17 protein-coding genes are annotated in these 18,899 nt (G+C 69.6%); 8 read left to right on the plus strand and 9 right to left on the minus strand.

The window, feature by feature from the left end:
* The first annotated feature begins 41 nt into the window (after positions 1–41).
* Together ACSHWB_RS46975 and ACSHWB_RS46980 are read left to right on the plus strand one after the other, a co-directional pair.
* Complete coding sequence (locus tag ACSHWB_RS46975) at positions 42–1,475, plus strand: trypsin-like serine protease (protein WP_439659839.1); 1,434 nt, start codon at positions 42–44, stop codon at positions 1,473–1,475.
* A gap of 211 nt (positions 1,476–1,686) precedes the next feature.
* The gene (locus ACSHWB_RS46980; protein WP_439659840.1) at positions 1,687–2,907 is read left to right on the plus strand and encodes a family 16 glycosylhydrolase; all 1,221 of its coding nucleotides are present in this window, start codon (positions 1,687–1,689) and stop codon (positions 2,905–2,907) included.
* A 100-nt stretch (positions 2,908–3,007) separates the two neighbouring features.
* Here ACSHWB_RS46980 and ACSHWB_RS46985 read toward each other — a convergent pair whose 3' ends face one another.
* From ACSHWB_RS46985 to ACSHWB_RS46995, 3 genes are read right to left on the minus strand one after another with little or no spacing between them, the layout of a single operon-like run.
* The gene (locus tag ACSHWB_RS46985) at positions 3,008–3,865 is read right to left on the minus strand and encodes an ornithine cyclodeaminase family protein (RefSeq protein WP_439659841.1); all 858 of its coding nucleotides are present in this window, start codon (positions 3,863–3,865) and stop codon (positions 3,008–3,010) included.
* 24 nt (positions 3,866–3,889) lie between these two features.
* Positions 3,890–4,051 (minus strand): DUF397 domain-containing protein, encoded by a 162-nt coding sequence (locus ACSHWB_RS46990; protein WP_439659842.1) that lies wholly within the window; start codon positions 4,049–4,051, stop codon positions 3,890–3,892.
* Positions 4,052–4,061: 10 nt separating this feature from the next.
* On the minus strand, positions 4,062–4,892 hold the full coding sequence (locus tag ACSHWB_RS46995; protein ID WP_439659843.1) for a DUF5753 domain-containing protein: 831 nt from the start codon (positions 4,890–4,892) through the stop codon (positions 4,062–4,064).
* On the opposite strand from ACSHWB_RS46995, the gene ACSHWB_RS47000 reads away from it, so the two are divergent.
* Together ACSHWB_RS47000 and ACSHWB_RS47005 are read left to right on the plus strand one after the other, a co-directional pair.
* On the plus strand, positions 4,891–5,208 hold the full coding sequence (locus ACSHWB_RS47000) for a zinc finger protein (RefSeq protein ID WP_439659844.1): 318 nt from the start codon (positions 4,891–4,893) through the stop codon (positions 5,206–5,208). The genes ACSHWB_RS46995 and ACSHWB_RS47000 overlap by 2 nt on opposite strands.
* Complete coding sequence (locus ACSHWB_RS47005) at positions 5,133–5,438, plus strand: hypothetical protein (protein ID WP_439664806.1); 306 nt, start codon at positions 5,133–5,135, stop codon at positions 5,436–5,438. Before ACSHWB_RS47000 ends, ACSHWB_RS47005 begins: the two co-directional genes overlap by 76 nt.
* Before the next feature lie 267 nt (positions 5,439–5,705).
* On the opposite strand, the gene ACSHWB_RS47010 is transcribed toward ACSHWB_RS47005, so the two are convergent.
* The gene (locus tag ACSHWB_RS47010) at positions 5,706–6,554 is read right to left on the minus strand and encodes a hypothetical protein (protein WP_439659845.1); all 849 of its coding nucleotides are present in this window, start codon (positions 6,552–6,554) and stop codon (positions 5,706–5,708) included.
* A 23-nt stretch (positions 6,555–6,577) separates the two neighbouring features.
* On the opposite strand from ACSHWB_RS47010, the gene ACSHWB_RS47015 reads away from it, so the two are divergent.
* The 4 genes from ACSHWB_RS47015 to ACSHWB_RS47030 all read left to right on the plus strand — a co-directional run bounded on the left by ACSHWB_RS47015 (position 6,578) and on the right by ACSHWB_RS47030 (position 12,300).
* On the plus strand, positions 6,578–9,691 hold the full coding sequence (locus ACSHWB_RS47015; RefSeq protein ID WP_439659846.1) for a phosphodiester glycosidase family protein: 3,114 nt from the start codon (positions 6,578–6,580) through the stop codon (positions 9,689–9,691).
* A gap of 48 nt (positions 9,692–9,739) precedes the next feature.
* Positions 9,740–11,407 (plus strand): DEAD/DEAH box helicase, encoded by a 1,668-nt coding sequence (locus tag ACSHWB_RS47020; RefSeq protein ID WP_439659847.1) that lies wholly within the window; start codon positions 9,740–9,742, stop codon positions 11,405–11,407.
* A gap of 154 nt (positions 11,408–11,561) precedes the next feature.
* Complete coding sequence (locus ACSHWB_RS47025) at positions 11,562–11,723, plus strand: hypothetical protein (protein WP_439659848.1); 162 nt, start codon at positions 11,562–11,564, stop codon at positions 11,721–11,723.
* Positions 11,724–11,799: 76 nt separating this feature from the next.
* Complete coding sequence (locus ACSHWB_RS47030) at positions 11,800–12,300, plus strand: hypothetical protein (RefSeq protein WP_439659849.1); 501 nt, start codon at positions 11,800–11,802, stop codon at positions 12,298–12,300.
* 1 nt (position 12,301) lies between these two features.
* On the opposite strand, the gene ACSHWB_RS47035 is transcribed toward ACSHWB_RS47030, so the two are convergent.
* The 5 genes from ACSHWB_RS47035 to ACSHWB_RS47055 form a co-directional block, all read right to left on the minus strand.
* Positions 12,302–13,039, minus strand: coding sequence for a methyltransferase domain-containing protein (locus tag ACSHWB_RS47035; RefSeq protein WP_439659850.1), 738 nt, complete (start codon positions 13,037–13,039; stop codon positions 12,302–12,304).
* Between the two features lie 220 nt (positions 13,040–13,259).
* A complete protein-coding gene (locus tag ACSHWB_RS47040; protein ID WP_439659851.1) occupies positions 13,260–16,649 on the minus strand; it encodes a S8 family serine peptidase in 3,390 nt (1,129 codons plus the stop codon).
* Between the two features lie 64 nt (positions 16,650–16,713).
* Complete coding sequence (locus ACSHWB_RS47045) at positions 16,714–17,112, minus strand: VOC family protein (RefSeq protein ID WP_439659852.1); 399 nt, start codon at positions 17,110–17,112, stop codon at positions 16,714–16,716.
* On the minus strand, positions 17,109–17,909 hold the full coding sequence (locus ACSHWB_RS47050; protein WP_439659853.1) for a helix-turn-helix domain-containing protein: 801 nt from the start codon (positions 17,907–17,909) through the stop codon (positions 17,109–17,111). The genes ACSHWB_RS47045 and ACSHWB_RS47050 overlap by 4 nt, the downstream gene beginning before the upstream one ends.
* A gap of 10 nt (positions 17,910–17,919) precedes the next feature.
* Positions 17,920–18,894, minus strand: coding sequence for an ROK family transcriptional regulator (locus ACSHWB_RS47055; protein WP_439659854.1), 975 nt, complete (start codon positions 18,892–18,894; stop codon positions 17,920–17,922).
* Positions 18,895–18,899 lie beyond the last annotated feature (5 nt).

Genomic DNA, 18,899 nt, shown 5'->3' on the forward strand with positions numbered 1-18,899 from the left:
GATATGAATGGCAAGTCATTCGCATCGGCAAGGAGAAACCATTGCGATTAGCCAAGATTCTGGGGGCGGTCACCGCGAGCATGCTGTTCGCGTCGACCATCACGGCTGCCCCGGCCACGGCCGGACCGACGACCACGATCGACCCGAGCACCGTCAAGGAGTCGATCGAGTACCTGGTGCAGACCTACCGCGTCAGCGAGCGGGAGGCGCTGCGCCGGCTGGAGCTGCAGAACGACGCGGCGAAGCTCGAGGAGAGACTGAGGAAGGAGGCCGCCGGCGAGTACGGCGGCATGTGGCTCGACCAGCAGACGGGCCAGCTCGTCGTGGCGATGACGCAGCCCGCCGCGGCCCAGCGGCAGATCTCCGCCATGCCCGACCGCGCGAACGTCAAGGTCCGCACGGTCAAGAACTCGCTGGCCTCACTGCAGGCGGCGCATGACCGGATCAGCCGCCAGGTCGGCGCTGGAGCGGACTCGGTGTACCTGCCGGCCGTCAGCCAGACCGAGAACCGCGTGGTGGTCTGGGAACGCTCCTGGCTCAAGAAGCCCGGCGTGAGCGAGCAGGCGGAGATGCGCACGTTCGACGCGGATCCGAGCATGGTCTCGGCCCGCGTCCTGCAGAAGCCGACGCCGTACTCGTCGGTCGACCCGATCGACTGGGGTTTCTGCCATCCGTTGTACTGCACCAACTACGGCCCCATGCGCGGCGGTCTGCGCCTGGACATGAGGCGCGACAACGGCACCACCGGCGGCTGCACCAGCGGCTTCAACCTGCGCACGACCGGCGGAGCGTTCCCCGGCGTGCCGTGGGTCCTGACCGCCGGGCACTGCATGGCGACCAAGACGAACCAGGTCCCCACGCAGCACAACCGCCAGGACGTCGTGAACCAGCACGGCATCGAGAAGAACGCGTACCCGTACGACTACGCCGCCGTGCAGTACGTCGACGCGGCCACCAGGAACACGTGGCTGGAGAGCCAGACCAACCGCAACACGGTGCTCAAGTACTGCCGCAACGGTGGTCTCGACAGCAACGGCGACACCCCGTGCGGCCCGCAGGCGACCTCCCAGAACCAGGAGATCACCTCGGTCACCCCGCTGGCCCAGATCCTGACCGGCGCCGTCGTGTGCGCCACGGGTTCCGGTTCGAGCGCGGTGAACTACCCGGACTCCGTCGACAGCGGCGCCGGTGAGGGCTACCTCGTCGGCACCCGGTGCGGCCGGGTCCTGTCGACCGACGTCGGCATCAACACCGACCTGTGCGCCAGGGCCGGCGACAGCGGCAGCCCGCTGTTCAGCCAGGTGACCAAGGCCGGGCTGGGCATCCTCGAGGGCAGCCAGCAGGCCCGCAGCGGTGCCTGCCAGCTGGGCGAGCTGAACAACTACGCCCCGCTCTCGACGATCCTGGAGGACCTCAGCGCCCGCCAGGCGAGCGGCGGCTCGGTCTTCAACGTCATCACCACCCCGCAGGGCTGACGCCCGAGTCTCCGGAGGGCCCGGTTTCGGGCCCTCCGGAGACGCAGCTTTGACTTAAGCAGCCTTAAATCCACTGGCAGCGAGCTAGATCACTTGAGAGCGCTCTCATCTGACAAATTCATGAAAACCTTTACACGTTGACCGAGGGTCACGGCGCGACAACACTTCCGAACCACTGGGCGCACTACTAACACCCGGAAAGGTCGGTTCGATGCAGCGACGCATCGGGACGGCCCTTGCCGCTGCCTTGATGGTTGCCGCAGGGATCACCGTCGCCACCACCAGCCAAGCTCCCCCTGCCAACGCGGCGGTGACCTGGGCCGACGAGTTCAACGCTCCCGCCGGTTCAGGTGTCGACGGCGGCAAGTGGAACATGGAAGTGGGAAACAACAACGGCAACAACAGGGAAAGCCAGTGGTACCAGTCGGGTACCTCGAACGCGGCGCACGACGGCCAGGGCAACCTGGTCATCACCGCCAAGCGCGAGAACCCCGGCAACTACAACTGCTGGTACGGACGGTGTGAGTACACGTCCGCGCGCATCAACACCGCGAACAAGTTCACCCAGACCTACGGCCGGTTCGAAGCGCGCATGAAGATGCCGCGCGGCAAGGGAATCTGGCCCGCGTTCTGGATGCTCGGCGCGGACATCAACACCGGTAACCCGTGGCCGGGCTCCGGTGAGATCGACATCATGGAGTTCCTGGGACACCAGACGAACACCGTGTACGGCACGATCCACGGCCCCGGTTACTCCGGTGCCGGCGGCAAGTCCCACGCCTACAACGGCCCGAACTTCTCCGACGGTTTCCACAACTTCGCGGTTGACTGGAAGCCGGGCGAGATCACGTGGTCGGTGGACGGCAACGTCTACGCCCGCAACACGCCGACTGATGTCAACGGCAACCCGTGGGTGTTCAACAAGCCCTTCTTCATCATCATCAACCTCGCGGTCGGTGGTGAGTGGCCGGGCTACCCCGACGGCAGCACGACGTTCCCGCAGCAGCTCGTGATCGACTGGGTCCGCGTCTCGAACGACACCCCGCCCAGCGGTGGCGGTTCGGAGATCCGCGGCATCGGCGGCAAGTGCCTCGACGTCCCGTGGGCGAACACCGCCAACGGCACGCCCATCCAGATCGTCGGCTGCAACGGCAACGCCGCCCAGAAGTGGAGCCGTCCCGGTGACGGCACGATCCGCGCGCTGGGCAAGTGCCTGGACGTCAACGGCAGCGGAACCGCCAACGGCACAGTGGTCCAGCTTTGGGACTGCAACGGCACGGGCGCCCAGCAATGGGCCGTCAGCGGGGCACAGGACATCGTGAACCCGCAATCCAACAAGTGCCTCGACGCCATCGGCGGCTCCTCGGCCGACGGCACGAGAACCCACATCTGGGACTGCCTCGGCGTCGCCAGCCAGAAGTGGCAGGTCTGAGTTCTCTCCCTGACCGGGCGCGCATGGCCTGACAGGGAGAACAACTGCGCTGGACGTGCACCCCCGCGGCGGATGGGTTCACGTCCAGCGTTTTCTGCTTCTAGGCGAGAAGCCTTGCGACGGCCCAGTCCTGCACCGCGACACCGACCGACTTGAACACCGTCCGGCCTTCGCGCAGCGGCGGATTCCCCAGCGCCGCACCGAGTTCGACGAGCGACTCCAGCCTCAGCACGCCCGACTGCACGGCGCGGATGATCTCGCCGGCCTCGCTCAGCGCCGCCTCGACCTGGTCCACGACCACCACGCCCGCCGTCGCCAGCAGCTCCTCCGGCAGTTCCCGCATCACCGGCCGGTACGACCCGATGGCGTTGACGTGCACGCGTTCCTTGAGCGAACCGCACCGGAACAACGGCACGGTCGACGCCGTCGCACAGCACACGATGTCCGCGCGCTCCACGGCTTCGTCCGCGTCGGTCGCCACGTCCATCACCGTGTCCGGCAGCTCGTCCTTCAGGTCCTCCAGCAACGCCTCCGCCTTCTTGACGTTGCGGTTGTACACGACGAGCGTCTTCAACGGCCGCACCGCGTGCACGGCCCTGATCTGGTCGGCGGCCTGCCCTCCGGCACCCAGCAGCGCGAGGTGCGAGGCGTCCTCGTCGGCCAGCAGATCCGTTGCCACACCGACGACAGCGCCCGTCCGCAACGACGTGAGCGACACCGCCTCCGTGACGAACTGGCCGTCCGGGTGCGAGTACACGACCGTGCCCGTGATCACCGGATCGCGTTCGATCTCGATGCTGATCACCTTGACCGCCGTCGACCTGGTGGGCAGGTGATGCGCGGCCATGACGAGCGACCGGCTGTCGCTGAACGCCTGCCGCGCGGGCAGTTCGAACTCCTCCGCGGCCAGCCCGACGAACGCTTCTCGCACGGCCTCGATCGCTGCGGGCATCGTCATGGTTCGGATGGTAACGACCGGGGCTCAGGCCGATCGCTTGACCGTGCCCAGGAACGAGGCCCAGGCCGCCGAGCCCACCTCGACGTGGGCGACGGGCGCCTTGCTGTCCCTCAGACCGATGCCGATGGCGACTTCGACGCACTCGCTGGCGTTCGCGCTGTAGGTGCTCTTGCGCCATTCGGCCATCTGCTTCTCCTCAACCGGCGATGTCCTTGATCAGACTCCTCGATTGTTCCTCGTCCAACGCCGTCCGAGCGAGTGATTCGACCACCGCGTCGTAGCTCTTGATGGGCAAAGGGGACTCGATGATCAGGCTGGCGTTCTCGCTCTCCACGAAGACCACCGGCTCGATCTTGTGGAACCTCATCAGGTTGAAACCCCCGGCGTGCCCCGCGTGCGCCCCGATCGACGTCGGGATCACCCTGATCACGACGTACGGCCGAATCGACACCTTCAGCAGGTGCTCCAACTGGGCACGCATCACCTCCTCGCCACCGACCGGCGTCCTGAGCACGGACTCGTGGAGGTAGAAGGTCGCCTTCAGCCCCGGCCGCAACGCCTCCTGTCGCGCCACTCGTGCCAGGACGCGCTCTTCCACCTCGTCCTCCGGCACGTTCGCGTTCGCGGCGATCACCGCACGCGCGTAGTCGGGGATCTGCAACATGCCGTGCACCAGCAACGGCAACCAGCTCACGAGGGTCTTCGCGATCGCCTCGTGCTGCACGAGGGTGCGCGGCAGGATCGGTTCGGCGGCCCCGTGCTCCTGGAGCCATCCCTTGACGTTCGTCGCGCGGAAGAGCTTCTGCAGGTGTTCCCGCTCGGCCGACGGCGTGCGGCACGCGCCCAGCAGGAGTGCGAGCTCCAGCTCGGTGGCGCCGCCCTTGCCGTTGATCAGGTCGGAGAGCTTGGCCTCCTGCCAGTCGACGAGTTCGGCGACCTTGCGCGAGGTCATGCCCGTGGCGGCGATGGCCGCGCGGAGCCCGTCACCGAACTCCCGACCCCTTGCTGTGGAGAATCTTTTCGGCATGGGAAGGACGGTAGACCCATTCCCGGGGGCTCCAGAACATTTGACGCCAACACAACCCAAAAGGGCGTTAGCTTGGACCTCCTCCAAGCTGCACACTATTCCTGTGAGATTTCGATGGACGCCCCACGAAGGGCGGCGACACGCCATCTCCGACGAGCTGGCCAGGGGGCGGCTCGTCGAGACCCTGTGCGGCGATCCGTTTGTGCCACAAGAGCTTGACCTGTGGCGGGACAAGATAGTGTGGCCGACGTGCTGGGACTGCGACGGCATCTGGCGAGAGAGCGAGGGGATCAAGCCGTGGCCGCGGAATTCCTGACAGAAGACCTGTTGCGCGTTTCCCTTCAGCGCCTTTCGCGTGAGGTGGTGAAGAGTTATCCACAGTTCGGTGAGCTGCTCGCACAAAACATGTTGCGCACGTGCGGGCTGATTCCGGACTTGGAACGCGCGGAGCACTATCGCGAACTGGGCACGTTGCTCATCGACCTCGGCCGGCTGTACCTGGCGGAGGCCGACGAGCTCAGCACCGTGGAGATGCCGCCGACTTGAAGTCCTAGGGCGCCGCGCCAGAAGTCGGCTGGCGAACCACTCGCCAGCCGACGAGGACCACCGGTCCTCGCTCTCCCTTTTTGCCTCACGCGGGGCGCTTTCGTACTGCAAGTCAGTACGAAAGCGCCCCGCGTGAGGCAAAAACGAGGCACGACTTCGGGCCTGCCCGGCGGCGGCGCGGAACCGCTCAGAGCGAAGTCCGCGGCGCACGCCAGGCGCTCGACCCACTCGCATACCCGCAGTTCAGCGCAACCCGGCAAAGTCCTGCTACGGGGCGGAGAGCACGACCGCGCGCCCGCTGGTGTCGAACTCGTGAGCCAGCGTCGTCAGGCCCTGCCCACCGGCAGCCCAAGCCGCCGTCCAGGTGAGGCACTCCGCCGCGCCGTTCCCGCCGCGTTCGACGAGGTCGGCGCCGATCGAGTCGAGCCACTCCCACGACGTGCCGGCGATCCCGGCCAGGAAGGACTCGTCCCACGTGCGCACCAGCTCGCGGATCGTGCCCTCGGCGCGGGCCCGCGAGTTGACGGACTTGATCCACTCCTGGCGCTCGTCCTCCGTCAGCACCACACCGGTCTCGGGTTCGCGGAACCCCGGCAGGTCGTGCGCCAGGCCGCCGGACCCGACGTACAGGACCCGCTGGCCGGCGAAGAACTCCCCCACGCGGCGGCCCAGCGAGGCAGCGCGCCGGAACGTCGCGTGGGGCGGGGACGCGCAGTTGATGAAGATCGGCAGCACGGGCTTGGCGTCGATCGAGCCCAGCAGGTCGCGGGTCGTGTGGCCGAAGGCGTGGTCCAGGGCGGCGCGGTAGGCCGTGGCGATGTCGAACTCGTGCGCCACGAGGTCGGCCACGAGCGCGCGTCCCAGATCGGCGGGCACGTCGTAGGAACCGGTGGGTCCGGCGACGTCGCCCTGGGCGGAGGCCTCCAGCACCACGGCGAAGGTCGGGACCACGGAACGGAAGGCGCGGCGGTGGTCGGTGCCGAAGAAGACCACGAGGTCCGGGTCGAACGCCGCAACGGCCTCGCGGGCGGTGCCGATCGCCTCGCGGACCGGCCCGTGGGGAGCGCTGGGCAGGGTGATCAGGTGCGAGGCGCAGACCGTTAGGCGATTCTTCACCGCGCCAGTCTAGGTTCCGGGGCGTGACGAGACGTGCACTAGCGGTGATCATCGCCGCTGTCCTGCTTGCGCCCGTTTCCCCTGCTCACGCCGATGCAGACAGACGCATCGAGACCGAACGGACCGAGAGACCCGTCGCTCCCGGCGTCACGCTCAGCTCCTTCGACTTCTACGAGGCCGACGGGTGGGTCCGAGGGGACGCGCTGGCCGTCGACCTCACGAAGACCCAGGTCGGTTACGTCGATCCCGGCACCGTGGCGCAGGCGGCGCCGCTCAGCCTGCAGACGCCGAGAGCGGTCGCGGCGATCAACGGCGACTTCTTCGACATCAACAACTCCAACGCACCGGAAGGCGTCGGCATCCAGGACGGCCGGCTGCGCAAGTCCGGCGAGGGCAGGGCCGTGGGCATCGACGCGGCCGGTATCGGCAGCGTGATGGAGACCTTCTTCGAAGGCACGCTCAACGGCACGCACAAGCTCACACAGCTCAACAGCGCGCGTATCGACGTGGACGGGATCGGTGTCTTCAACCCGTTGTGGGGCACGTACAGCAGAGCGCGCGCGACGCAGGGTGCGGCCAACACGGCCGAGGTGATCGTCAAGGACGACGTCGTCCAGAGCGTCGGCAGCCCGAGCGCGACGCCCGTCGAGGGGTACGCGCTCGTCGGCAGGGACAAGGGCGCCGACGTGCTCAAGACCCTCAAGCCGGGCGACCGCGCGGACGTCACCTACCGCAGCCGCACCAGCAACGGCAGCGAACCCAAGACGGCCATCGGCGGACGCCAGCTCCTGGTCAAGGACGGCAGGAACGTCGCGCCGGCCGACCCGCTGCACCCGCGCACCGCCGTCGGGTTCTCCGCGGACGGCAAGAAGATGACGATGCTGACCGTCGACGGACGCCAGGGCGCCTACCTGCAGGGCCTGGACCTTCGGGACCTCGCCGACGCCATGATCGAGCTGGGTGCGCACGACGCGCTCAACCTCGACGGCGGCGGCTCGTCGACCATGCTCGCCCGCGAACCCGGCACGACCGAGCTCAAGGTCGTCAACACACCCTCGGACGGCGGCGAGCGCCCGGTCCCGAACGGCCTCGCGCTCTACTCCCCCGCCGGCACTCGAAAGCTGGTCGGCTTCGACGTGCAGACCGCGAGCACCCGAGTCTTCCCCGGCATGACGCGCAGGATGACCGTGCGCGGCCACGACGAGACGTTCGGACCGGCCGCGAACACCAGCCACGTCACGCGCGCGACCGGCGGGTGGGCGATCGGTGACACCTTCCACGCGGCACCCCACTCGGGGCCGGCGTCGTTCACCGCCTTCCGCGGCCTCACCACGAAGACCGCCAAGCTCACCGTGCTCGGCAAGCTCGCCCGACTCGCCCCGGCCGAACCGAGGATCAGCCTGAGCGAGGACGAGCGCACACCTTTGCGGATCAACGGCTTCGACGCGAGGGGCTTCAGCGCGCCGATCGAGCGGGCCGACCTCGACCTGAGCTACGACCGGAGCGTCGTCGAGGTCACCCCGGATCTGCAGATCAAGGCACTGAAGCCCGGCGCCACCACGATCAGGGCACGCAGCCAGGGCAAGGAGACGCGGACGGCGGTCACGGTCGGCGTGCAGGACCAGCCGCTCGCCACGTTCGACAACGCTCCACAGTGGACTTTCGGGTCGGCGCGCGCGACCGGCAAGGCCGAGCCGGAGCCCGACGGCCACACCGGCGCCGGCCTGAAGCTGAGCTACGACTTCACGCAGTCCACCGGTACGCGCACCGCCTACGCCGTACCGCCGCAGCCGATCCAGGTCGGCGGGCAACCCCTGTCGCTCGCCGCCTGGGTCGACGGCCACGGCCAGGGCGAGTGGACCGCGTTCACCGTCACGGACTCGACAGGACAGTCGCGGTCCCTCTACGGCCCCTACGTCACCTGGCACGGCTGGCGGCAGATCGAGGTCGCCGTGCCGCCGGAGCTCAGGTTCCCGGTCCAGGTCACGAGGTTCACCGCGATCGAGACCAAGGCCGACCGGTCTTACCAAGGCGAGGTGACGGTCGACGACATCGTGGCGAGGGTGCCGCCGGACATCACCCTGCCACCGACCCCCGACCTGCGCGAGGACGTGATCGGCCAGGCGGAGGGCTGGAAGTTCGCGGTCATGTCCGACGCCCAGTTCGTGGCGCGCGACCCGGACAGCGACCTGGTCCGCTCCGCCCGCCGCACGCTGAGGGAGATCAGGAGCTCCGGCGCCGAGTTCGTCGTGATCAACGGTGACTTCGTGGACGAGGCCTCTCCAGAGGACCTCAAGCTCGCGCGCAGGGTGCTGACCGAGGAGCTCGGCGACTTCCCCTGGTACTACGTGCCGGGCAACCACGAGATCATGGGTCCGGGCACGATCGAGAACTTCCGCCGCGAGTTCGGCGGCACCCACCGCACCTTCGACCACCGGGGCACGCGGTTCGTGCTGCTCGACTCGTCGACCGGAACGCTCAGGGGCGGCGGCCTCGACCAGATGGAGATGCTCCGGAACGCGCTGCGGACCGCCGAAGGACAAGCGGTCGTGATGATGCACCACCCACCGCGCGATCCCACGCCCGCGCGCACGAGCCAGCTCGCCGACCGGCTGGAAGCGTCCTATTTCGAGCGACTGCTGTCCGAACGAGACAAACCCACGGCGTTCGTCGGCGGCCACGTGGGCGGGTTCTTCGCGTCCACTGTGGACGGCGTGCCGTTCGTGGTCAACGGCAACTCCGGCAAGGCACCCGCGGAGACGGGCGGGTTCACCGGCTGGACGCTCGTCGGCGTCTCCGGGAGCGGCGTCAAGGCCGAGATCCGGCCGCACGTGGACGCACTCCAGGTGCACGCTCCGTCCACCCTGCGATCCGGCGTCGCGGAAACGGTTGCGGCGACGGTGAAACAGGGTTCCCGGTCGTTGCCGGTGCGCTATCCGATGGGCGCGGTGTGGGAAGGGTCACGTGCGCTGCACGTCGGCGCGAAGTCGGGGATCAAGCCGTGGCACGTCGCTTGGCTCGAACCGGACAACGGTGTCCTCACGGGCATCAGGCCTGGTCAGGCGAAGATCTCGGTCACGGTCAACGGCGCGACGAGCAGCGCGGACGTGCGCGTGGAGGCCGCGGAGTCGCCGTGACCTGGTCTGAGTGAGTGCGATGTGAGGCGGTGGGGGAAGATACTCCCCATGACCTCCGCCGACAACGGTTTCGCCGACCTGGGGCTGCGCTCCGACATCCTCAACGCACTCACCACGCTGGGCTACGAGGAGCCGACGCCGATCCAGAGCGAAGCGATCCCGCCACTGCTCGCGGGCAACGACCTGCTGGGCCAGGCGGCCACGGGCACGGGCAAGACGGCGGCGTTCGCGCTGCCGCTGCTCGAACGCATCGCGGACAAGATCGGCAAGGGCGAGAAGCCGCTGGCCCTCGTCCTCGCCCCCACCCGTGAGCTCGCCGTGCAGGTGTCCGAGGCGGTCCACCGCTACGGCCGCCACATGGGCGCTCGCGTCCTTCCCATCTACGGCGGCCAGCCCATCGGCCGTCAGCTGCGCGAGCTGTCCCGCGGCGTCGACGTGGTGGTCGCGACCCCTGGCCGCGCCATCGACCATCTCCAGCGCGGCACGTTGCAGCTGGGCGACCTGCAGGTCGTCGTGCTCGACGAGGCCGACGAGATGCTCGACATGGGCTTCGCGGAGGACATCGACGCGATCCTGAGCGAGACGCCGGCCGAACGGCAGACCGTGCTGTTCTCGGCCACGATGCCGCCGCGCATCGACCGCATGGCCAAGAGCCACCTGCGCGAGCCGGTGCTGATCCAGATCGAGCGCGAGAAGACGGAGCCGGGCGAGGCCCCGCGCGTCCGGCAGACCGCGTACCTGGTGCGCCGCGAGCACAAGCCCGCCGCCCTCGGCCGCGTGCTCGATGTCGAGTCGCCCACGGCCGCCGTCGTCTTCTGCCGCACCCGCGACGAGGTCGACCAGCTCACCGAGACGCTCAACGGCCGCGGCTACCGCGCCGAGTCGCTGCACGGCGGCATCAGCCAGGAGCAGCGCGACCGCGTCATGTCGCGCCTGCGTTCCGGCACCGCCGACCTGCTGGTGGCCACCGACGTCGCCGCCCGCGGCCTCGACATCGAGCAGCTCACGCACGTCGTGAACTACAACGTGCCGTCCGCCCCCGAGGCGTACACGCACCGCATCGGCCGCGTGGGCCGCGCCGGCCGTGAGGGCGTCGCGATCACCCTGGTCGAGCCGCGCGAGAACTCGATGCTCAAGACGATCGAGCGCGTCACCAAGACCAAGATCCCGGTCGAGAAGGTCCCGACGGTCGCCGACCTGCGGGCCCGTCAGCTGGAGCTGACCCGCTCGTCGCTGCACGAGTCGCTGCTGGAGGACGACCTGTCGCGCTTCCGCGTCGTGGTCGAGACGCTGGCCGACGAGTTCGACGTCATGGAGATCGCGCTCGCCGCGGTCAAGCTGGCCCACGAGGCCTCCGGTGCCGCCGCCGACGAGGAGGAGATCCCGGAGGTCCGTCCCCGCGAGGACCGCCCGCGTCGCGACAGCGCCGGTGCCCCCTCCGGCCCGCGCCGCGAACGCCGTGGCCCGACCGAGGGCATGACCAGGCTGTTCCTGGGTGCCGGCCGTTCGTCCGGCATCCGCCCGCAGGACATCGTCGGCGCCCTCACCGGCGAGACGAACCTGAAGGGCCGCGACATCGGCGCCATCGAGATCGCCGACCGGTTCTCGCTGGTCGAGGTGCCCGGCCCGGCCGCGAACGACGTGATCGAGCAGCTGCGCGACGCCACGATCAAGGGCAAGCGCGTGACGATCCGCCGCGAGCGCCAGCCCCGCTAGTCCTGAAACGACAGTGCCCCCACCGGGAACGTCCGGTGGGGGCACTGTCGTTCGGGTACTACCTCGGCGGGTCCTGCCGACGACCACGGCGGACTCAGGCCTCGCGCAGGGCATCCGCCTTGCACAACTCGTTCCGCGACGTCCTGCCGAACGCGTGAACGTGCCGGGCGGCTCCGGGTTCCCCAGCGGCACGAACATCAGACCGGAAGGCGGCACGCTCAAGCTCGAGAACGGCGTGGCGAAGCTCGGGGGCGCCATCAGGTCCGACAAGGGCCCGCCGTTGAAGGCGCACGAGGTCGGTAAGAAGTACGAGTAGCAGTAGTGACACCTGTGGCCGTGCTTCCCGACCCTGGTCCGGAAGCACGACCCGCCCCAGCGGAACGAGGACCGGTGTGAGCCCGCGGTACGAGTACTACGCCCTGCTGACCGACTTCCACCCCGAGCTCGACGGCTCGAACGGGATCGTGCGCCGATGGACCGACGAAGCGGGCCAGGTCCACGACGAGTACTACTCGCCGCGACTTGTCTGGGAGAGCACCCGTGACCTCGTCATGATCGAGAACGGTGAGTGGCAGGCGGAGGCGCGCCCGATCCCGGCGGAGGCCGTCGCGGCATACGAGGCGGCGGAGCATGCGCGCGTCCACGCCGACGACCCCGCCGACGGGAAGTACTCCTACTTCGCACAGGTGAAAGGCAGCGCCTCGGTGGACAACCCCACGTCGGTGGTCCGCACGTGGATCGCCCCGAACGGCAACCACAAGGAACAGCAGCACGTAGGTGGCCCCGGCTACGCCTGGGAGGCCAGCGACATCCAGAGCGACATGTTCGACGGCCGCGAACGCGGCGAACTGGTGCCGATCACCGAGGAGACCGCCCTGCGGCTCATCGGGTGAGTCAGGGCTTGCGGGCCTCCACGAGGAACCGCGTCGAGGTGGACACGAACTCCCCGTGCTCCTGGATGTGCGCGTGCATGTCCAGGAGCCGGTCCCGGTACCCGTCCACGGTGAACCCCGGCACGGTCCACAGCACCTTCCGCAGGAAGTGCACCACCGCGCCGACGTCGAAGAACGCCACCCGCAGCGACACCGGCTCCAGCCGCAGCACCTCCAGCCCGGCGGCCTCGGCGTCCGCACGGGCCGCGGCGACACCGCGTGCCTCGCTCACCGGCTGCGGCCCCATCATGAAATCGGTCAGCTCCCGGTTCGTGCCGGCCCCGATCTGTTGCGAGAAGTAGGTCCCGCCCGGCCGCAGCACCCGCGCGATCTCGCCCCACGGCGTCACGACGGGATGCCGGGAGATCACCAGGTCGAAGGCCGAGTCGCGGAACGGCAGCGGCCCGGAGTCCGGCGCCTGCACCACGAACGGCAGGTTCTTCGACGCCACGAGGGCGTTCGGCGGCCACGACTCGGTGGCGGCCATCAGCGGCGGCAGCACCGAGGCGGACGCGGTGACCTCTCCCCCGCCGGTCTGCAGGTCCAGCGCGGAGGACACGGCGGCCAGCCGCCCGGCGATCAGCGACGCGTACCCCCACGGCGGGCGTTCCTCGGTGGCACGGCCGGCGAACCACGAGAAGTCCCAGCCCTCCAGTGGCACGGCCGCGCCCTCGGCCACCAGTTCCTCGAAAGTCCCCATGGACCGAAATGCCACCACAGGACCGGGGAACGGGCCACCGAGAAACGGCGGCACCTGCCCTGGGCGCTGAGACGCCGCGTCCCTGGATCGTCTCGCGCACGGCGGGGCAGGTGCCGCAGGGGGTTACAACGACCGAACGGTCGCGCGGTTACGCCCTAAGACGTAACAGAAGCACGACCGTTCGGCGTAGCACAGCAACATCACTCAGTGGAGGGAACGATCAGCGCAGCCGGTAGGCCCTCAGCACCGTCTGGTCGACCGTGTTGCCGCCGACGTCCGCCACCACGCGCAGCGAGACGAACCCGCCTGCCTTGCCTCCGGCGGGAACCAGCGACTTCACCGGCACCCAGGTGACACCGTCGTCGAACGACGCGTACGCCGTCAGCGAGCGCGCCGAGACCTTGCCGGACACCGCCGTGAACTTCACCGGCATCGGCACCCCGGCCTTCCAGCTGTTGCGCAGGTCGACCGGCAGCGAGTAGTCGACCTCCGGCAACGGCAGCCTGCCTTCGCCGGAAGCTGAGAACTCCCAGGAAGTTTTCACGTTGGTGGACAACGCCAGCGAGTCGCGCGACGCGTCCAGCACGAGCTTGTAGCGGCCGTCGCGGGCAGGTGCGTAGAAGGAACCCCTCCGGGCGTCGGAGTAGCCCTGCACCACGCCGTCGTGGGACAGCTCCAGCCATCCGCCACCGGTCTGGCGCCAGTTCTCCACCCAGCCAGACCCGCCGAACGGCGAGATGCGGGCGTTGATCAGGTCGCCCGACCGTTCGACGCCACCGCCGTCGGCCCACGGCACGAGCGACGGGCCGCTCAGCCGCGGCGAGGTGACGGCACGCAGGTTCGTGCGCTCGTAGGTCTTGCCCGCCTTGAAGGTCACCGGCTCCACGTGCGCCCACGAGGTCGTGATCGGGTCGTCCCCGCCCCCGTACGAGCGTCCGTCGAAGCCCTCCTGGAACCAGGTGCCCGGGGTGAAGTACTCGGTGCGCGCGGCCGGTGCGGAGAGCCGTTCGTCGAGCGTCACGCCGATGGTGCCGTTGACGACGGGGTTGTTCCGCTGGTTGATCGAGCCGTCGCCACCGGAGGTGTGGTAGCGCGCCTTGACCGCGGCGAGGTCCGCGTGCCGGAACTTCTTGACCCCCACCGGAAGCGAGCCCTTGTCCTGCTGGAACAACGTGTACGACACCGGGGAGCCCGCGATGGCCCGCAGCGTGAGCTTCGCCGGCGTGACGGCCACGTGGTGCTCGGCCGCGGCGATCACCGGGATCGCCGTCTGCTCGTCGTACCCGAACGGCACCGGCCCCGCCCACAGCACGGCGACCGCCCCGGCGTCCTTCATCTCCCACGCGACCGCGTAGGGGTTCTCGCCACCCTGCCGGACCAGGGCGAGCTTGCCGCGCACGTCAGCACCGCGTTCGGCGACGTCGAACGTGTGCTCGCCCGGCGGCAGGTACTTGCTGCTCTCGTAGTACCGCACCGGGAACCCGCCGGGAACCGAGAGCAGCGGCTGCCCGCCCTTGAGCCCGGAGTCGTAGGTCAGCTCCGGCAGCGGCGCGCCGAACGACAGGCCGTACAGCGGGACCCTGCCGTCGATGATGCTGGCGACACCGCTGATCTTGCCGGGCTTGAACGGCACCGCCAGCTTGGAGTCGCGGTACCACACCACCGAGTCGCGCTCGGGCAGTTCGACGCTGATCTGCTTGCCCTGCCTGGCGTCCAGCGTCACGGACACGTCCGCCGCCAGCGACACGCGCCCGGCCACCTCGGTCGCGGCGACCGGCACGAACCAGTCGTAGTTCGCCGTCACCTCGTCGATCCGGCTCAGCACCGCGTAGTCCGCGACCGGCAGCTTCGACGAGCCGGTGCCGTCGGGACCGATGCTGAGCACCGATGCCTCCTGCGTGGTCATGTTGACCACGACGGCGAACTCGTTCGCGACGGGCTTGCCGTCACGCCCGATCATCGACAGCGTCAGCGCGTGCCGTTCCTCCTGCACGTACGCGCCGACGGAGGTCGTCAGCTCGACGCCCGCGGCGGAAGCCTTGACGTGACCGAAGAACGTGCCGAGGCCCTTGCGCGGGTCGAGCACGACGTCGACCGCGACGCTGCCCTGGGCCGGCACGGTCACCGACGACGGCACGGCGAAGTCCGCGCCGAGGTCGTGCCTCAACGCGAGCGTCACCGGGGTGCCGCCGGTGTTCGAGTAGGTGATCGTCTTCGTGAACGTCTTGGTGTGCGGCCATTCGACCAACCCGAACGACAGGCTGCCCACCGACGCGTGCACCTGCTGCGTCACCGCGCGGCCGACGTCGAGCAGGCCGGTCCCGATGTTCACGGGCGAGTCCGCGACCGGCTTCACCGTCGTCATCAGGTTGGCCTTGAGCTCGGCGGCCTTCCAGGACGGGTTGCGCTGCGCCAGCACCGCCGCGGCGCCCGCGACGTGCGGCGTGGCCATCGACGTGCCGGTCAGCCGCGCGTGCAGGTCGTCGACCGCGTGTTCCCACAACGTGTTCTCGGCGCGGGCGGCCACGATGTCCGTGCCCGGTGCCGCGATGTCCGGCTTCACGGCGTGGTCGCCGATGCGCGGACCACGCGACGATCCCTCGTTGACGCCACCGGCCTTCGTCAAGTTCGCCACGGCCAGCGCGGAATCCGCCGCCGCCGGTGACCCGACCTTGCGGTACACACCGGAGTTGCCGGCCGCCACCACGAACAGCGTGCCGGTCTCGGCCGTGAGCTCGTCGACCTTCACCGACAACGGGTCCTTGCCGTCGGACTGGTCGCCGCCCAGCGACATGTTGACGACCTTCGCCTTGACCTCGCGCGCCGCCCACTCCATGCCGGCGATCACCGCGCTGTCGAGACACCAGTCCGCCTCGCAGACCCGGCCCACCGCGAGCGACGCGCCCTTGGCAACGCCGACGTACTGGCTGCCGCGCCCCGCGACCGTGGCCGCGACGTGCGTGCCGTGGCCGATGTTGTCCTGGATGCCGGAAGGCGTGAAGTCCTTCGCGACGGACACCACGCCCGCGAGCTCCGGGTGCTTCTGGTCGTAGCCGGTGTCGAGCACCGCGACCGTGACGCCGGTGCCGTCGAACCCCGCCTGCCACGCGGCGGGCGCCCCCACCATGGGAACGCTCTCGGTCAGCGAGATCCTGGACTTGCCGTCGAGCCACAGCTTCTCGGCACGCGACGCGCTCGTGCGCCGCCCGGTCCACTGCGCCGCCGCGTCCTTCTTCTGCACCGCACCCGCGGAACGGAAACCACCGTTCAGCAACGGGATCCGGTCGATCTTGTCGTCGGTGTACCCGTAGGCGTGCAACGACGTGACGTCGAAGAAGCGCTTGTCGATGCGTTCCTGCCCCACCGCGTCGACCGCGTCCGCCGGCACCACGTACTGGTGGTCGTTCTGCACGTACTGGGCGAACTGCACGCCGGGCCGCCCCTCGACCCTGACGAGCTCCCCTCGCTCGTTGACGACGACCTTGTCACCGCTGATCAGCGTGATGGTCGAGGTGTTCTGAGCTCTCAACGGTTCTGCCTGCGCCATCGCCACCGGGCTGAGCAGCCCGGCGGCGAGAGCGGCGATCACCAAACATCGTGCTGAACGCACGTGTCCTCCCCTGGGTGTGAACCTCTCCACCCGGGAAGACTCCGAACTGCGCGTGAAGGTTGCCTCACGCTCCGCGATAGGTGCCGAAACTCCAGCGGTTGCCCTCGGGGTCGGCCACGGTGAACCCGCGCGAGCCGTAGTCCTCGTCGCGCAGGCCGCGGATCTCGGTCGCCCCGTGCGCCAGTGCCTGCGCGTGGAGCTCGTCGGGCCGGTCGGTCACGACGTAGACGGATCCGGCGCCGGCCCTGGTCGCCTCGACCTCGCCGACCGACCGCACGGCGGACCCCAGCATGACGCCGCCGCCCTCCGGCCAGACCATCTCGCAGTGCACGACCTCGCCGTCGGCCTCCCCCGGCACGACGAGGTGTTCCTTGAAGCCGAACGCCTCGACGAGGAAGCGGACGGCGGCGGGAGCGTCCTGATAGGACAGACAGGGCCAACAGGTGGGTGGTGGTGTGCTCATGGGAGCAACTCTGCGCCCTGACCGTGCTCGCTGCCTTGTACGAATGGAAGCTCGGCCGCGATCCACTCGGTCGGGGTCGCCCCGCACAACGCCCGCCACTCGCGGTTGAAGTGCGCCTGGTCGGTGTAGCCGCAGGCGGCGGCGACCTCGGTCAGCGTGGGACGCCGCTCGCCGCGCAGCATCCGGTTCGCCCGCTCGAACCGCATCACCCGGCCGGCGACCTTCGGCGTGAGCCCGTACTCGGCGGCGAACCGCGCGCTCAGGTGCTGCCTGCTCCACCCGACCTCGGCGGCGATCTCCGCCACCGGCGCCCCTGCCGCGAGCCGCTGCCACGCCCACGCCACCTCGACCTGCTGCCGCACCGGCCGGACCAGGCCGCCGAGCACCGTGTCCAGCAGCGCGAACCGATCCGTCCACGTCGGCGCGTCCCGCAGCCGTTCGCGCAGCTCGGCGGCCGGGGCGTCGAGAGCGTCGAGCCCGACCGTGGTCGCCGCCAGCTCACCGGCCGGCATGCCGAAGAACGCGCGCATCCCCAGCGGGGTGAGATCGCACTGGACGCCGTGCTGGAACCCGTCGTGGGTGATGATCACGGCCTCGTCGTGCAGGCCGCCGCACAACGCGGCGAACCTGCCCTCCGCCAGGTCGACGGTGCCGTCCACGGTGACGACGAGGGTGAGCGAGCGCGACGGCAGGCCGCGGTGGATGCCGGGCTCGGTGCGCATCCGATACCCGGAGTACCGCGTCACGAACGGCCTCAGCCGCGGGTGCGGCAGGCCGACGACGTGCTCGACGTCCATGCCGCCGATGCTAAAACAATTCGCCCAGAACCAGCAGACCAGCGCCGACGGGCACCAGGTCGGCACCGTACGTCGTGACGCTCACGTCCACGTCCGGCATCGCCCGCAGGTACAGCTCCGGCGACCCGAGCACCTTCCGTCCACTCAGGACGATCTGGTCGAGGTCCAGCAGCTGCACCAGGTTCGCCACCGCCGCGCCGAGCACCCGCGCCGCCTCGCCCCCGGTACTGGCCGCGTGCACCGCCTCGACGCACCCCCGCCGTCCACAAACGCACAACGGACCGTCGAGCTGGATCGTGGTGTGCCCGAACTCGCCCGCCCCCGACCGCGCGCCGCGGTGCACCTCTCCCCCGAGCAGCAACCCGACGCCCAGGCCGGTGCCCACGAACACCAGTGCCGCGTCCCGCATCGGCCTGCGCCACGCCTCGGCGAGCACGGCCGCGTTCGTGTCCTTGTCCACGACGACCGGCAGCCCGAGCCGTTTCTCCGCCAGCGCCTTCAACGGGACGGACGACCAGCCGGGCAGCCCGTTCGGCGACACCACGCCGTCCCGGTGTTCCAGCGGACCGGCGATGCCGATGCCCAGCCCGAGCACCTTCTCCCCCGCCTCGACCAGCGGCTCCAGCGCGTCCAGCACGTCGTCGGGGGTGAACATCGGGGCCAGCGGCGCGACCGAGGCCGACACCACCTCGCCGGTCAGGTCGAGCTTCACCACCCGCAGCTCGTCGCGGTCGACGTAGGCGCCGTACGCGAAGGCCCCGCCGGCGGCGAGCCGCAGCGCGATCCTGGGCTTGCCGCGGCCCCCGTCGCGCACGGCCCCGGTCTCCTCCAGCAGGCCCGCCGAGATGAGCCGCGCCACGATCTTCGAGACCGCCTGCGGGGTCAGTCCGGTCTCGGACGCGAGAGAAGCCCTGCTCAGAGCCCCGGAGCGGACGAGCCTGAGCACTGTCCTGTCGTTGTGCGAACGCAGCGAGGTGAGGTCCACGGTCG

Source organism: Lentzea sp. HUAS TT2 (genome assembly GCF_051853195.1).
Taxonomy (GTDB): Bacteria; Actinomycetota; Actinomycetes; order Mycobacteriales; family Pseudonocardiaceae; genus Lentzea.

Coding starts and splice junctions, on each gene's coding strand:
- ACSHWB_RS46980 (WP_439659840.1), top strand. CDS start 1,687: ATGCAGCGACGCATCGGGACGGCCCTTGCCGCTGCCTTGATGGTTGCC.
- ACSHWB_RS46985 (WP_439659841.1), bottom strand. CDS start 3,865: ATGACGATGCCCGCAGCGATCGAGGCCGTGCGAGAAGCGTTCGTCGGG.
- ACSHWB_RS46990 (WP_439659842.1), bottom strand. CDS start 4,051: ATGGCCGAATGGCGCAAGAGCACCTACAGCGCGAACGCCAGCGAGTGC.
- ACSHWB_RS47000 (WP_439659844.1), top strand. CDS start 4,891: ATGGGAAGGACGGTAGACCCATTCCCGGGGGCTCCAGAACATTTGACG.
- ACSHWB_RS46995 (WP_439659843.1), bottom strand. CDS start 4,892: ATGCCGAAAAGATTCTCCACAGCAAGGGGTCGGGAGTTCGGTGACGGG.
- ACSHWB_RS47020 (WP_439659847.1), top strand. CDS start 9,740: ATGACCTCCGCCGACAACGGTTTCGCCGACCTGGGGCTGCGCTCCGAC.
- ACSHWB_RS47035 (WP_439659850.1), bottom strand. CDS start 13,039: ATGGGGACTTTCGAGGAACTGGTGGCCGAGGGCGCGGCCGTGCCACTG.
- ACSHWB_RS47045 (WP_439659852.1), bottom strand. CDS start 17,112: ATGAGCACACCACCACCCACCTGTTGGCCCTGTCTGTCCTATCAGGAC.
- ACSHWB_RS47050 (WP_439659853.1), bottom strand. CDS start 17,909: ATGGACGTCGAGCACGTCGTCGGCCTGCCGCACCCGCGGCTGAGGCCG.